Genomic DNA, 14,917 nt, shown 5'->3' with positions numbered 1-14,917 from the left:
CCGAACGCCAGATTCGCCTCGATAGGAGTTTCACACTGCGCATTTGGCGGTGGCTGGTTCTTCAACATCTGATCCCGCCACGCCTGAACACGATCCGGTGCACACCAGATATTCCGCGCCTTGGCGGTCGAATCCGGCGACAGAATGGGGAACAGCAAGGTGTATACCGTGTAGTTGTCCATGCCTTCAAGCGTTTGATGCAGGCGCTTGCAGTAGCCACAATTCGGATCCTCAAACACCGCCATCTTCCGCGATCCATCACCCTTGACCTGCTTGATGGCGGACTCCAGAGGAAGCGAATCGAAATCCACCCGCGTCAGTTCATCCAGACGCTTCGCCGTGAGATCTTCCTTGTTGCGAGCATCGATCAAAGTGCCTTGCAAGACATAATCGACGGCGGCGTTCGTATAAAGCAGGTCGGTGCCGATACGAAGTTCGTACACCCCGGCGAAACGTGTTTCGCGCACTCCGTCGAGCCTGATTCCAGGGAATTCGTTCTCGAACATCTGCTTGATGTCTGCGGCGATCTGCTCGGCGGATTTTTCTGGCACGGCGGCCGTATCAACGGAGGCCTCCGGCTCTTCTGCTGCGTCATTTTCTGTGCTGGGGGATACCGCCGCTTCGGACGCAGCCTGTGCATCAGACGCATCACCGGACGGGATCGCTGCCGGGCCGCTGGCCTGCCCGGCAGAACTGGAACCGGATTGCGCAGATTCACTGGTAGCCTGTGCCGCTTCAGCGTTTGCCGGCCCGGTCTGCGCCAGTGTCAAGGCAGGCACCATTGCCAGCCCTGTCGCCACAATCATTCCTGCTACGGCCTTCGCCATATCCAAATTCATAATCAATCCTTTACACCTGTTGCAATCACCTTGATATAAAAACGGTGATTATCCCGAAGGCCCAGAAACACAACTCTACTATTTTAAGTCCCGACCGCGCTCGCGCGACCTTTCACCTGATGCGCCCACAATCAATTGACGCTTGATGAACGGCATCCGGTCTACCAGGCGCATTCCAAGATTGCGTACTACCACCATCGGAGCGCTATGCGACGCAAACAGCCGGAACAACCCGTCCGTAACCAGACTCATTGCCATGACCGGCTCGGCCCGCACCCGTCGATAGCGTCGCAAGAGACTGATCTGCCCCGGAGAACACCATTGCGGACGTGCTTTCAGGATACCCAGCAACTGAGCCACATCACCCAGGCCAAGATTCAGGCCTTGCCCCGCCAATGGATGCACCCGGTGGGCAGCATCTCCGGCCAACGCCACGCCCGGTGCGACCATGGAGCTGCGCTCAAGGAACAAGGGGAAGGCAAACACACCACTGCGAACCGTAAGGCGACCCAAGGCCCCTTCTGTGGCGGCCAACAGGTCAAGCTCGAGGCGGGCTTGACGCTCGGCCTGCGGCAAGGCCAGCAAGGCCTGCGCGCGATCATTGCTCATGGACCAGACCATGGAGACCTGTGGACCATCGGCCGTGTCGGGCATCGGCAGCAAAGCCAGAACACTGTCAGACGTGAACCACTGGACCGCCGCATGACCATGCGGCCGCTCGGCGGTAAGGTGAGTTACCACACCCATTTGCCCGTACGGCTTAGACGTGCCTGAAATACCCGCTGCAGCGCGTACCGGCGAATCGGCGCCGTCGGCACCAATGACCAGCGCCGCTTCCAGTTGCCGGCCTGACTCTGTCTTGACTGAATGCGCCGTCAAGGACTGGAATCGATCATCGTGCCAGCTTACGCCGAACATCTTTACACCCTGATGCAGCACCCGTTCGATCTCGCTGGATTCAATGATCCAGGCCATTTCCGGTTGAACCGCCTGCCAGGCGCGCAAATCCACATACCCGCTGGCGTCTCCGTAAACCTGCATCGACTCGACCGGAGTGACGCGACTGAAGTCCAGCAGATCCCAGACACCCAGCCTTTCGAGAAACTGCTTGCTTTCGGATGACAAGGCATAGACCCGGGGGAAGTACACATCGGCCTGAGCGGGTTCGGGCGGCTTGCGGGGACCCAGCAGCAGCACTTTCTCTTGCTGCCGCGCCAACCCAAGCGCCGCAGCCAGGCCAACTATGCCGGTACCGCAAACAATGATCTGATTCGTACTCATCTTGCCGATGGCGCCCCTGCGGCCTTGGGCCAAAGCACCCACATCTCACCGGATTGCTTCATGCGACCCGCCTTGGCTCCGGCCTCGTCCCCGAAGCCCCAATAAAAGTCAGTACGCGCTGCGCCCTTAATAGCGGCGCCAGTATCTTGGGCAAACATCAGACGCCGAAGTGGCTGATTCGACGCCGGATACTGGGTAGCCAGGTAGATGGGCGCACCCAAGGGCACGAATCGGGTGTCGATCGCAACAGCGCGCTCGCCGATCAATGGAATTCCGTAGGCACCCTTTGGCCCCAGTTGGGGATCCACAATGCGTTCCTCGCGGAAAAACACCATCGCCGGATTGGCGTTGAGCATTTCCTGTACCCGTCCCGGATTGCGCTTCGCCCACGCCTTGATGTTCTGCATCGAGGTCTGGGCCAGCGGCATCTCACCTTTATCAGCCAGCCATTTGCCAATCGAAGCATAAGGCCTGCCGTTGTGATCAGCGTAGGCCAGCCGGATCATTTCGCCGTTGTCCAGTTGTGCGCGCCCCGACCCCTGAATCTGAAGGAAGAACGCTTCAACAGGGTCATCGGCCCACACAATGACCGGCGGCTGTTTTTCGGCAGTCATGATCTGGGCGCGCGTATCGTAGGGAACCACACGATTGCCTTGCAGCTTGCCACGGATGCGCTTGCCGGCCAGTTCGGGATAAACCGTACCCAGATCGACCGTCAGCAGATCTGCAGGCGGCGCATACAACGGCCACTGATATTCGCCGCCCCGTTTTCGCGAGGCGCGTATCAGCGGCTCGTAGTAGCCTGTAACCGTATTTTTGGCCGGTTTGCCCGACTCATCCAGCAAGCGCCATGGCTGCAAATGGGTTTCGATAAAGGCCCGCACCTGTGCGGCACCGGCGTCGTCTGACATGCCTGCCTGTTGCGCCGCCGCGCAAACCGGCTGCCAGACGCGTGGCGTGGCGCGTGCCGGCATCGCAAGCGAACCCGAGACCGGACGCATCAGCCCCTTGCAGTTGTTGACAAACGCCTTCCAGACCTGATTCAAGTCGTCGTTCTGCCAGCCCGGCAAGGCCGCCCAGGTGACCGGTACAAACTTGCCTTCAAGCGCCCGCGCCGGCGTTTCGGGCAAGGCGGCAAGAGGCGGCACGGACAACGGCTGTAAAGCTATATCGGCGGCTTGATCGGGTGCGACGGTTTCGTCTGTATCGATCGATACGGTGCTGCATGCAGCCAGCGTCGCAAGCAAGGCGACGGACATCAGGGTCTGAATACGGCTCATAAGGCTCCGGGCTAGGCTTTGCGTCAGGGTCGGCAACGGCGCGAAAAATGTCAGACAAGCATACTAATGAAGGGTTCGAGGCATGGCCAGCACGAATTCGTCTATTGGCACCTCGAACGGAATGCCATTATCACCGACGCAGTGATAGCTGCCCCGCATGGTACCGAAAGGCGTGGGCAGCGGACATCCGCTGGTGTATTCGAATGTTTCACCCGGCGCCAGCAGGGGTTGCTGGCCCACGACGCCAAGGCCGCGAACCTCCTGAACCTTTTGATCCGCATCAGTGATGATCCAGTGACGGCTGATGACCTGGGCGGCGTTTTCGCCATTATTGGTAATACGCACGGTGTACGCGAACATGAAATGCCCGTTGTTGGGTTCCGACTGCTCGGGGAGGTACTGTGGCGTCACACTTACACTGATGTCATAGGGCTTCATATGTTGTTCCGATTTACGCTTTTTGTTAGCTATCGCCTGCCAAATCGCTGCCAAACTGCAATAATGGCGGTGAATGCCTTTTGCCGTTGACAATCAATCTAGTTTACGCTGATGAACTCCGCCCCCGTTACCCGCATCGCCCCCAGTTTACTTTCCGCAGACTTTGCCCGCTTGGGCGAAGAGGTGCGCGACGTCGTCGCGGCAGGAGCCGACTGGATACATCTGGACGTAATGGACAACCATTATGTCCCCAATCTTACGGTGGGCCCCATGGTTTGCGAGGCACTGCGACCACACACCACCGCCCCCATCGATGTTCACCTGATGGTCGAGCCGGTGGATGCGTTGATTCCACAGTTTGCCAAGGCAGGCGCCGATATCATCACGTTCCATCCGGAAGCCTCGCGGCATCCGGACCGCACACTGGCGCTGATCAAGGAAAACGGCTGCAAGGCCGGGCTGGTCTTCAACCCTGCCACACCGTTACATCACCTGGATTATGTCATGGACAAGCTCGATGTCATACTGCTTATGTCGGTAAACCCGGGCTACGGCGGGCAAAGCTTTATTCCTTCTACCCTGCGCAAGCTGCGTCAGGCCCGGCAGCGTATCGACCTTTGGCACAACAACGGCGGCCATCCAATTGCCCTCGAGATTGACGGCGGGGTCAAGGTCGAAAACATTGCCCAGATCCGCGCCGCCGGCGCAGACACCTTTGTGGCCGGCTCGGCCATATTCGGCAAGCCCGATTACAAAGCCGTTATCGACGCCATGCGTGCCGAGCTGGCCCGCGCCGAAACCCTCTCCACCTAGCATTACGACGTCAGTCTTATTTATTCCCGGATTCAGTCATGCGCTTCACCTCTGTCCTGTTTGACCTGGACGGCACACTCCTGAACACAATTCCCGACCTTACCGACGGCGTGAACGGAATGAGAATGGCCCTGGGCCTGCCCCCGTTGCGTCAAGACATTGTCTCGACATATGTGGGCAAGGGCAGCGAGGTTCTAGTTCGCCGGGCGCTGCAAGATAATCTTCGTCCCGAGGAGCCCATCGAGCCCCAATTGCTGGCCCAGGGCATGGAACTCTTCTACCAGTATTACCACACGGTCAATGGCGACAAAACCGTTATTTACGAAGGCGTACTTGAAGGCTTGAAGGCTTTCCGCGAACAGGGCGTCAAGATGGCGGTGGTAACGAACAAGCCGGAAGAATTCACGGAGCCCTTGCTGGTCAGCACAGGGCTGGCCAGTTTCTTCGAGCACGCCGTCAGTGGGGATACCTGTGAACGCAAAAAGCCCGATCCCCTGCCTTTGCACTATGCCTGCAAGTTATTGGACACCCGTCCGCAAGACACCCTGATGATCGGCGACTCGCAGAACGACGTCCAGGCGGCGCGGGCTGCCGACATGGCCGTTGTCGCAGTGCCTTACGGCTATAACGAAGGCCAGGGTGTGCAAAACCTGGGGGCCGATGCTATAGTTTCCAGCATCGACGAAGCTGCACTCTGGGCCATGCAGCAGTAAGCCTGGCATAGCCCACAACACTTCAAAACAAGATCAATGAGTTCAATCGCTACTTGCCTCGTTTCCGCTTGCGCCACCTGGCGCTGGTGGCGCTCGTGCATCGGGTAGCGATCAGTCCACAAGTACTTTCAACGCCACGCCCGCTGCCGTCATTTCGCCGCCGGGCCTTGTCAGATTTTTGTCCGGTGCGAACACTCAACACACACCGAGACCATCATGACAGAAATCGAGTTCAATGCCCTGGCCGCCGACGGCTACAACCGCATACCACTCATTGCGGAAACCTACGCCGACCTGGACACCCCGCTTTCGATCTACCTCAAGCTGGCCCATGCTGCGCCTGAAGGCGGTCGCAACAGTTGCCTGCTGGAATCCGTCGTCGACGGTGAACGATTCGGACGTTATTCGTTTATTGGCCTGCCCGCCAAAACGGTGATCCGCTCCAGCGGCACGTTGACGGAGGTGCTAAGAAGCGGAAGCGTGACCGAAGCGCATGAAGGTGACCCCCTGGGCTTTATCGAGGCGTACCAGAAGCGCTTCAAGGTGGCATTGCGCCCCGGCATGCCGCGCTTCGCGGGGGGGCTGGCCGGCTACTTTGGCTATGACACCGTCCGGCATATCGAACCCCGACTGGGTCCGGCGGTGAAGCCGTTTCCCGGAGGCCCGGATTCGGCGGTGCCCGACATCATGCTGCTTCATATTGACGAATTCGTGGTGGTGGACAACCTGGCCGGCCGCACGTATCTGATCGTATATGCCGACCCTCGCGAACCAGAAGCCTACGCCCAGGCCCGCCAGCGACTCAAAGACCTGCGCCAGAAGCTTCGCACGCCGGTCGTGATTCCATACGCCTACGCCAGCCTGCAGACCGAAGCCCGGCGCGATTTCAAAAAGGACGACTACATTGCTGCAGTGTTGAAGGCCAAGGAATATATCGCCGCCGGAGACGTGATGCAGGTTCAGGTTGGCCAGACCATTGCCAAACCGTATCGCGATTCCCCGCTATCCCTATACCGCTCATTGCGGTCGCTGAATCCCTCGCCTTACATGTACTACTGGGATTTTGACGAGTTTCACGTGGTGGGGTCCTCACCTGAAATCCTGGTCCGTCAGGAGGCCGTCGCCGATAAAAGCGGCAAGAAAACGCAGGTCACGATCCGCCCGCTGGCCGGCACACGCAAGCGCGGCGGCACGCCCGAGCAAGACGCCGAGCTTGCCGACGAACTGCAAGCAGACCCCAAAGAGCGCGCCGAGCATGTAATGCTTATCGATCTGGCCAGAAACGATGTGGGGCGCGTCTCGGAAACCGGCTCGGTCAGTGTTACCGACACCATGGCCATAGAACGCTATTCACACGTCATGCATCTGGTGTCCAACGTGACAGGCACCCTGAAACCGGGCATGAGCAATATGGATGTATTGCGTGCAACGTTTCCGGCCGGCACGCTCACCGGAGCACCCAAGGTACGGGCGATGGAAATCATTGACGAACTCGAGCCCGTACGACGCGGCGTCTATGGTGGTGCAGCCGGCTACCTGAGCTATAACGGGGAAATGGACGTTGCAATTGCCATTCGAACCGGCATTATCAAAAACGGAATGCTGTACGTGCAGGCGGCCGCGGGTATTGTGGCCGATTCCGACCCCGAAAAAGAATGGCAGGAAACCGAAGCCAAGGCGCGCGCTGTACTTCGAGCCGCTGAAAAAGTGCAGTTCGGACTGGATGAACCACTATAAATCAAGCGTCGAGCCTGCGCGTTTGCACCTGCAGGCGTGCCAACGCAAGTGTTTGGTGGGGCAGCTCGCCAAAACGCTGCCGATACGCCGCAGCAAGGCGCCCCAGGTGGGTCCAGCCCCAGCGCATGGCCACTTCCGAGATACTGACGTCAATCGGGCCGTGCAGCAGATCATGCCGGATCCGGTCAAGGCGCAAGTCGCGCAGCAGCTGCATGGGGCTCACACCGTGACTTAACCGGCACATTCGCGACAGGGTGCGGACGCTGGTGTGACTATTTTGCGCGATCTCTTCCAGCGTCAGGTCTTGATGAAGATTCGATTGGATGAATTCATAGGCTCGCTGCCAGCGCCGGGGCATCTGCCGGCTTTCGTCTCCGAGGTAAAGCTCTTGCAGCGAGATGGACTGTGCACACAACAGATGACGCATCAGCGCTTCTTCGGCCAGCCGGGTCTTGAGCCAGCCCAATTGCCGGGGGTGCGCCACTTGCTCGCAAAAATAGCGCATCAGTGCGCTCCACTGATTGCCATCGCTGGATTCAAGGGCAATCTCCCGGTGAAAGCTCAGGGTGTCGCCCGCGTGCCGTCCGGTAAGGTTCTGGAACTCGAGGCGCAAGCGGGCCAGCGGTACTTTCAGAATTATCTGACAGGCACCGGCCTCCCATTCCAGCCGATGAGGAACCTGCGAAGGCATGATCAGCCCGCTGCCGGCTCCCACCGTCCAGCAGCCTTCTTCACACTCGACCGTCACCGACCCTGTCAGGGGCAATTGCACCAGCAGAAATTCGCCGTTCGGACGTGTTTCTTCTACGGTAACGGCCTCACCATATTCAAGCATCCACAAGCCAAGGGCATCTGCCTGAACACCGTTCAGCCTGGCCGCAAGCGTAGAGCCGCGCGGTTCGAGCACGTGATCGTTAAGCAACTGCGCGACGCGAGTGCGAACTTCATCGGCGTCTTGTGAAGCCAATAAGCGATGACCCGACAGAAGCGTTCGGGTCCATTCCGTCATTGTGTGGGCCATCGTCGGCCTCCCCGCAACAATTCGCCGGCAACTGCGCCGACGTGACCGGCAGAAAGTGTGGCCTGGGTATTTCGCCCAAGGCCCGACCACGCCGGACCAGAAGACAGGCGCCATGCGGGGCGCCCTTGTCTTGATTGAGTATAGCGATCTGCGAGGCTGAAAACCTTGACGAATAACAAAAGCAGGGCGGACACGAGACGCGAATATGTTTCTGCCGTGTCGAACTACCTGCTGCGCACAGGCCTGTTGCGGAAAAGCCCATGACCAGGTCAGGCCAATATTGGCTGGTGTCCTCCGTTGTCGGCAAGTGCCTCTTCGCGATAAAAGCCCATCGCCTCGATGGCGGGCAGATCGTTGAAGCAAAACAGGCAGGCGTCTTCTGTTTGCGACGCGTTGGCATGCTCGTGCCAGGCCCACGAAGGCACACAGAATATATCGTGTTCCTGCCAGTCGAAACGCCGGCCATTGATAATCGAATAACCACTGCCCTTGGCCACCTGATACAGGAAGCTGCCGGTATGCCGATGAGCTTTTCCGGCGAAGCCCGGGGTCAGCAACTGCATGCTGGCACCCATGGTCGCCATGACATGTCCGCCCGTGGCCGGATTCGTATAGTGCATCAAGTGTCCGTCAAATGCATTGCCGTCAGACACCTTGGCATAACGCTGCAACGCTTCATAGGTGGGCTCCCACTGATATTTGAATAAGGGCGAATACGGTTTGCTCCACTTGTCGTCCTGCGGACGCAGGCCGGGAGCCCCCCACAAGCCCACTGAATCATCAACAGGATGACCAACCGCTTGGTGAAGTTCGGGATGCACGCCGAAAAAGCCCGCTTCCATGGCATTGGCCAGGGGAATATCCAGCCCGTCCTGCCAGATGCAGGGCAGACCGTCTTCGGCCACCCCGTGCTCGTGCCAGCATCCGTTTGGGGTGATCACGAAATCGTTGGCACCCAATGTCAGCTTATGGCCGTTGACGATGGTGTAGGCCCCCCGCCCTTCCATGATGAATCTCAGGGCCGATGAAGAATGCCAGTGCGCTGAAGCAGCCTCGCCCGGTTTCATCACCTGCAAACCGGAATACAGCCACCCGACGGCGGCAGCCACGTCCTGACGCCCCGGGTTATTTAGATAAATGACTCGGCGGCCGGCTTCTTCCGGTGACACCAGAGAAACCGAACGCAGAACATGCTCACGCAGCTCACGATAGCGCCACAACATCGGAACCGAGTCTGATTTGGGCTGCCAGGGCTCGATCTTGTTGGCGATGGTCCACAGGGCAGCCGTCCCCAGGCGCTCAAGGTCGCCGTAATAGTCCCGCAGCTGCGGGGTATCGGCCACATTCGCACGTCCGGCAATATCTTCGCGATACGCGTCGTAAACCATGTCATTCATGATGCGTTCTCCTGATGTCTAGTGAAACGCGAGCCTTCTTCCGTTTATGAAACCAATGCCACATAACGGGCCCGCCATGAGGTCAAGATAACGAGCGCAGCGTTTGCGAGCTATCCGGCCCCGGACAAGCCTGATCCGAGTTCGGCCAATCGTGTAGTCAGTTGGTTCAAAGAAAGTGATCACCGCGTGATAACTAGACTAATCTGAACCCTATCGTGTAAACTTACCGCCAGCTTCGGACTCATTCATCCGGAGCACCACCTACTCTTATTTGTCATGAATCTACTGAACCCGACCTGCTTCAACACCATCTGGTGGCGCTTCTCATAAGAAGCGGCATGTCGTCGCGGTCAAAAACCGCAACTTGCCGCCGTACCGGTAGGCAAGTTTCAGTCAGTCAGCAGCAATCCCGCATCCCGGCACGGCGGCTCCAAGCAAGGAGCTACACCGATGTCCATCCCCACGTATTCCACCGCCGTTCATCATGCCAGCCTCGCCCCGAGCGCATGGCGTGCCAACGACTGCGCGCGTGGACGGCGATGGCGTATGGGCTTGATTCGACACTTCGATACCAATCTTTCGCCCGCCCACGACTCCTGTGCGCGCAGCGAACAACGAATCAAGGCAAGCCCATGAAACTGCTGATGCTCGATAACTACGACTCGTTTACCTACAACCTGGTGCACTATTTTGGCGAACTTGGTGAAGACATCATCGTCGTTCGCAATGACCAGATCTCAATCAATGAGATCGCTCAGCTGCAGCCCGACCGAATCTGCATTTCACCCGGCCCCTGTTCGCCGGCCGAGGCAGGCATCTCGGTGGAACTTGTCCGTGCTTACGCCGGCAAGGTGCCGATTCTTGGTGTCTGCCTGGGTCACCAATCGATAGGGGCCGCTTTCGGCGCGCAGATCGTCCGCGCCAGAAATCAAATGCACGGCAAGACCTCGCCCATTACTCATGGCGGCACCGACGTTTTCGCCGGGCTGCCTTCTCCTTACACCGTTACGCGCTACCACTCGCTGGTCATAGATCATGATTCCGTGCCCGACTGTCTGGAGGTTACCGCCCGCAGCGACGATGGCGAAATCATGGGGGTCTGCCACAAAAGCCTTCCGGTATATGGCGTGCAGTTTCACCCCGAATCGATTCTCAGCGAGCACGGCCATGCCCTGTTGCGCAACTTTCTGAATATTTAAAGACTAGGAACAAACATGACTATTTCACCTACTGACGCCCTGGCACGATGCATCGAACACCGCGAAATCTTTCATGAAGAAATGCTGCACTTGATGCGTTTGCTGATGAAGGGCGAAATGTCGCCGGCCATCGCCTCTGCCCTGATCATGGGCCTGCGCGTCAAGAAAGAAACCATTGGCGAGATCACTGCGGCGGCGCAAGTCATGCGCGAGTTTGCGCTGCAGGTACAAACGCAAAACCCCGATGAGCTGCTGGACATGTGCGGCACCGGTGGCGACGGCACCAAGACCTTCAACATTTCGACTGCTGCCATGTTCGTGGCCGCTGCCGCCGGAGCAAAAGTGGCAAAACACGGCGGCCGCAGCGCTTCGTCTTCCTCGGGAAGCGCCGATGTCGCCGAAGCACTGGGTATCAATATCAACCTGAACCCGCAGCAAATCAACGAGTGCATTGAAGAAGTAGGCATAGGCTTCATGTTCGCCCCCGCCCATCACGGCGCGATGAAAAATGTGGCGCCCATTCGCAAGGAGCTTGGCGTAAAGACGATCTTCAATATTCTGGGACCGCTGACCAACCCGGCAAACGCCTCCAACCAGTTGATGGGCGTCTTTCATTCTGACCTTGTTGGAATCCAGGTTCGGGTACTTCAGCGCCTGGGTTCAAAACACGTACTGATCGTGCACGGAAAAGACGGGATGGACGAAGCCTCATTGGGAGCTCCCACCCTGGTAGGCGAACTCAAGGACGGCAAGGTTCACGAATACGAAATCCACCCGGAAGATTTCGGCATGGCCATGGTGTCGAACCGCTCGCTCAAGGTAGAGAACCGTGAGGAATCCGCCCAACTGATCAAAGAGGCACTGGACAACGTCCCGGGCGCTGCACGTGATATCGTTGCTTTCAACGCCGGTCTGGCAATTTATGCCGGCAACAAGGCAGATTCCATTCAGCAGGGTTTAAATATGGCGTTCGAAGCCATCGCAAGCGGAGCCGCCCGCGCCAAGCTTGAAGATTTCGCTGCCTTTACGCAAAAATTTCACAACTGATCCCAGTCGGAGGATGGCCGGATTGTCCTCCGACTCTTTACACAAGAGGCTGAGCCGCCCAGGCGTGCTCGCCGACCTTTGCCCGTTAGGCCGACACCGGAGAATACCGATGAACGACATACTACAAAAAATCCTCGCCACCAAAAAAGCCGAAATCTCCGCCGCCCGCCAGATGCGCAGCGAATCCGACGTACTGCGCGAAGCCAAAAGCCGAAAAGACGTTCGCGGTTTCGCCCGCGCGATCGAAGAAAAAATCGCCCAGGGCAAGCCGGGGGTGATTGCCGAAATCAAAAAAGCCTCGCCCTCCAAGGGTGTGATCCGCGAGAATTTCAATCCGGCCGAAATCGCTGCCTCGTACGCCGCCCATGGTGCGGCCTGCCTGTCTGTCCTGACCGATGTGCAGTTCTTCCAGGGTTCGCACGATTACCTGCGCCAGGCGCGCGCTGCCTGCTCCCTGCCGGTGCTGCGCAAAGATTTCATGATCGATCCCTATCAGATCGCCCATGCCCGCGCCATTGGCGCCGACTGCGTACTTCTGATTGTGGCGGCCTTGAGCCTGGACCAGCTGAAAGAACTCGAAAGCCTGGCCATGGAGCTGGAAATGGATGTTCTGGTCGAGGTACACGACCGCGACGAGCTTGATGCCGCCCTGCAGCTCAAGACACCTTTATTGGGCATCAATAACCGGAACCTGCGTACCTTCGAAATATCGCTGCAGAACACCATCGATCTGTTGCCGCTTATTCCTGAAGGAAAACGCGTCGTCACCGAAAGCGCTATTTTGTCTCGCGAAGATGTCGACCTGATGCGATCGCATGACGTACAGGCCTTTCTGGTAGGCGAACGCTTCATGCGTGCCGAAGAGCCCGGCCTGGCGCTGCAAGAGCTGTTTTTCTGATCCCGATGCACAACCCGGCCTGCCCGCTGTGTGCGCCCGACGACACACAGCACCTGATCTGGCGCAATGACCAGTTGCGCGTAATCGCGGTAAACAGCACCGAGTTTCCGGGCTATACCCGTGTCATCTGGCATCAGCACGTTGCTGAAATGACCGACCTGGACAACGCCGCGCGTCAGCACATCATGGAAGCAGTATGGGCCGTAGAAACGATGATGCGCCAATGGCTGGCACCGTCCAAGGTCAATCTGGCGCAGTTCGGCAACCAGGTGCCCCATCTGCACTGGCATGTGATTCCGCGCTGGCAGCAAGACACTCATTTTCCAGAAGCCATCTGGGCGACCGCCCCCGTGCGCAGCGAGCAACAGCAGCAACAATGGAGTGCAATGAAAGCGCACAAAGAAAACCTGTTGCCGGCGTATCACGAGGCTTTACGACTCGCTTTGGATGCGTTGCGCTTCTGAGACGAGTCGCCTCACAACAACACACTTACGCCTAGGGGTTTCCCTAGTACAGGCTTTGCCCTTATACTTTGTGCACTGCATTAACCAAGTGCCGGCATTTTCATACAGCGCTCCGCTGTGTCATAGCAGTTGCCTGAATCCTCAGCACCCATGCCGAACACCATCGCTTCCTGACCCCCTAGCCTTTCGCCACGCCGCCTACCCGGCGCTGCTCACTTAGGTTGATTCGGTCGGCACGATGCTCCAATCAACCAGCGCCAAGGCTCAATTTCTCGCCCGCGCTTAGTGTGCCGTTCGTTCGGCAAAGGTATCTCATGTCTTTTGAAAACCTGGGTCTGGAACCCAAACTGTTGTCTGCGCTTGTCAAGGCAGGTTTTTCTGCGCCCACTTCCGTACAGGAAGCCTCCATTCCCAAAGCACTGGAAGGTCACGACCTGATGGTGTCGGCCCAGACCGGAAGCGGCAAGACAGCCGCCTTCATGCTTCCCGCCCTGAATCACATTGCTCGCGCGCCGGCCAACAAGGGTCGCGGCGTGCAGGTGCTGGTGCTGACGCCAACGCGTGAACTGGCCATGCAGGTGGCCGACGCCACAAAGTCGTACGGCGCTCATATTCCCGACCTGCGTACTGCAGTCGTCGTTGGCGGCATGCCATATGGTGCACAGCTCAAGGCGCTGTCACGCCGCGTCGACGTACTCGTCGCCACCCCCGGCCGACTCATCGACCATCTGCAGGCGCGCCGCGTGAATCTTTCAACCGTGCGCACCCTGGTGCTGGACGAAGCCGATCGCATGCTGGACATGGGCTTCATTGAAGACATCGAAACCATCGTCGCGGCCACCCCGTCCGAGCGTCAGACGTTATTGTTCTCGGCTACGCTGGACGGCACCATTGCCCGTCTCGCTCGCGACATGCTCAAAGAGCCGCTGCGCATTGAAGTGTCGGGCCATAAGCAGAAGCACGCCAACATCACTCAAAGCCTTCTTTACGCCGACGACGCCGGCCACAAGCTGCGTTTGCTTGACCACCTGCTTCGCGACACGAATCTTGATCAGGCGATTGTATTTACGTCGACCAAGCGCGGCGCAGACGACCTGGCCAATCGCCTGTCGGACCAAGGCTTCTCGGCCGCATCGCTGCACGGTGACATGAACCAGCGCCAGCGCACACGTACGCTGGGCCTGCTGCAAAAGCGCCGCTTGCAGGTGCTGGTAGCAACCGACGTGGCAGCGCGCGGTATCGACGTGCAAGGCATCAGCCATGCCATCAACTACGACCTGCCGATGCAACCCGAGGATTACACACACCGTATCGGACGCACCGGACGTGCGGGCAACAGCGGACTGGCCTTTACACTTGCCACGCATTCCGAACGTCACAAGATTCGCCGCATCGAGCACTTTATCGGCCAGCCGATTCCCGCCAACGTAATCGAAGGCCTGGAGCCCACAAAAACGGCGCGCCCAACCTATAGCGACCGCAAGGGCAAGGGCAAACCACGCAAGAGTTTCGACGGGCCACGTGGCGGCTTTGGCGGCAAGCCTTCGTATGGCCGCAAAAACGGTGAAAGCTGGGGCGACAAACCCCGCTTCGAAGACCGCCCCGGGCGTTCAGGCAAGCCTCGCTTTGAAGACGAAGCCGGCCGCAGCAGCAAGCCCCGTTTCGATAACAAGCCTTCATACGATAGCCGCGGCGACGCCGATCGCCCAGCACGACGTTTCGAAGACCGAGTCGACGGTGTAGCGCGCAAAGGCGGTCATGCCGAACGCTCGTACGCCCATGCCGGCCGT

The 14,917-nt window shown here is 58.6% G+C and carries 15 protein-coding genes; 9 read left to right on the top strand and 6 right to left on the bottom strand.

Going from position 1 to position 14,917, the window contains the following annotated elements; genetic code table 11:
* From Q1J88_RS11380 to apaG, 4 genes are all read right to left on the bottom strand, one after another.
* Window positions 1-839: DsbC family protein (locus Q1J88_RS11380; RefSeq protein WP_301117823.1), on the bottom strand; the 839-nt coding region annotated here is incomplete at its 3' end.
* Window positions 840-917: 78 nt separating this feature from the next.
* Window positions 918-2,120 (bottom strand): UbiH/UbiF family hydroxylase, encoded by a 1,203-nt coding sequence (locus tag Q1J88_RS11375; RefSeq protein ID WP_301117822.1) that lies wholly within the window; start codon window positions 2,118-2,120, stop codon window positions 918-920.
* On the bottom strand, window positions 2,117-3,400 hold the full coding sequence (locus Q1J88_RS11370; protein ID WP_301117820.1) for a murein transglycosylase A: 1,284 nt from the start codon (window positions 3,398-3,400) through the stop codon (window positions 2,117-2,119). Before Q1J88_RS11370 ends, Q1J88_RS11375 begins: the two co-directional genes overlap by 4 nt.
* A gap of 63 nt (window positions 3,401-3,463) precedes the next feature.
* The gene (gene apaG / locus Q1J88_RS11365; protein WP_301117818.1) at window positions 3,464-3,838 is read right to left on the bottom strand and encodes a Co2+/Mg2+ efflux protein ApaG; all 375 of its coding nucleotides are present in this window, start codon (window positions 3,836-3,838) and stop codon (window positions 3,464-3,466) included.
* Window positions 3,839-3,949: 111 nt separating this feature from the next.
* Here apaG and rpe point away from each other — a divergent pair, with 111 nt between their 5' ends.
* The 3 genes from rpe to trpE all read left to right on the top strand — a co-directional run bounded on the left by rpe (window position 3,950) and on the right by trpE (window position 7,101).
* The gene (rpe, locus tag Q1J88_RS11360) at window positions 3,950-4,651 is read left to right on the top strand and encodes a ribulose-phosphate 3-epimerase (RefSeq protein ID WP_301117817.1); all 702 of its coding nucleotides are present in this window, start codon (window positions 3,950-3,952) and stop codon (window positions 4,649-4,651) included.
* A gap of 38 nt (window positions 4,652-4,689) precedes the next feature.
* Window positions 4,690-5,364, top strand: coding sequence for a phosphoglycolate phosphatase (locus Q1J88_RS11355; RefSeq protein ID WP_301117815.1), 675 nt, complete (start codon window positions 4,690-4,692; stop codon window positions 5,362-5,364).
* 216 nt (window positions 5,365-5,580) lie between these two features.
* Window positions 5,581-7,101 (top strand): anthranilate synthase component I, encoded by a 1,521-nt coding sequence (gene trpE, locus Q1J88_RS11350; protein WP_301117814.1) that lies wholly within the window; start codon window positions 5,581-5,583, stop codon window positions 7,099-7,101.
* Window position 7,102: 1 nt separating this feature from the next.
* Here the strand turns inward: trpE and Q1J88_RS11345 are convergent, their stop codons facing one another.
* Both Q1J88_RS11345 and Q1J88_RS11340 read right to left on the bottom strand, forming a co-directional pair.
* Window positions 7,103-8,110 carry an AraC family transcriptional regulator gene (locus Q1J88_RS11345; RefSeq protein ID WP_301117813.1) on the bottom strand — a complete coding sequence of 336 codons (1,008 nt, stop codon included), beginning with the start codon at window positions 8,108-8,110 and terminating at the stop codon, window positions 7,103-7,105.
* Between the two features lie 281 nt (window positions 8,111-8,391).
* Window positions 8,392-9,519 carry a cupin domain-containing protein gene (locus Q1J88_RS11340; RefSeq protein WP_301117812.1) on the bottom strand — a complete coding sequence of 376 codons (1,128 nt, stop codon included), beginning with the start codon at window positions 9,517-9,519 and terminating at the stop codon, window positions 8,392-8,394.
* A gap of 450 nt (window positions 9,520-9,969) precedes the next feature.
* On the opposite strand from Q1J88_RS11340, the gene Q1J88_RS11335 reads away from it, so the two are divergent.
* The 6 genes from Q1J88_RS11335 to Q1J88_RS11310 form a co-directional block, all read left to right on the top strand.
* A complete protein-coding gene (locus Q1J88_RS11335; RefSeq protein ID WP_301117811.1) occupies window positions 9,970-10,155 on the top strand; it encodes a hypothetical protein in 186 nt (61 codons plus the stop codon).
* On the top strand, window positions 10,152-10,718 hold the full coding sequence (locus tag Q1J88_RS11330; protein WP_301117810.1) for an aminodeoxychorismate/anthranilate synthase component II: 567 nt from the start codon (window positions 10,152-10,154) through the stop codon (window positions 10,716-10,718). Before Q1J88_RS11335 ends, Q1J88_RS11330 begins: the two co-directional genes overlap by 4 nt.
* A 15-nt stretch (window positions 10,719-10,733) precedes the next feature.
* Window positions 10,734-11,765: an anthranilate phosphoribosyltransferase gene (trpD, locus tag Q1J88_RS11325; RefSeq protein ID WP_301117809.1), complete on the top strand. Its 1,032-nt coding sequence runs from the start codon at window positions 10,734-10,736 to the stop codon at window positions 11,763-11,765.
* Between the two features lie 109 nt (window positions 11,766-11,874).
* Window positions 11,875-12,663: an indole-3-glycerol phosphate synthase TrpC gene (trpC, locus tag Q1J88_RS11320; protein WP_301117807.1), complete on the top strand. Its 789-nt coding sequence runs from the start codon at window positions 11,875-11,877 to the stop codon at window positions 12,661-12,663.
* Between the two features lie 5 nt (window positions 12,664-12,668).
* Entirely contained in the window at window positions 12,669-13,127 is a 459-nt protein-coding gene (locus tag Q1J88_RS11315; RefSeq protein ID WP_301117806.1) for an HIT family protein, read from the top strand.
* Between the two features lie 314 nt (window positions 13,128-13,441).
* A partial coding sequence (locus Q1J88_RS11310; protein ID WP_301117805.1) for a DEAD/DEAH box helicase occupies window positions 13,442-14,917 on the top strand: 1,476 nt, incomplete at its 3' end.

The organism is Pusillimonas sp., assembly GCF_029263785.1.
In the GTDB taxonomy this organism is placed as follows: domain Bacteria; phylum Pseudomonadota; class Gammaproteobacteria; order Burkholderiales; family Burkholderiaceae_B; genus Pusillimonas.
The sequence above is the reverse complement of the archived record's forward strand: the minus strand, read 5'-3'. Positions and strand labels throughout refer to the sequence as shown.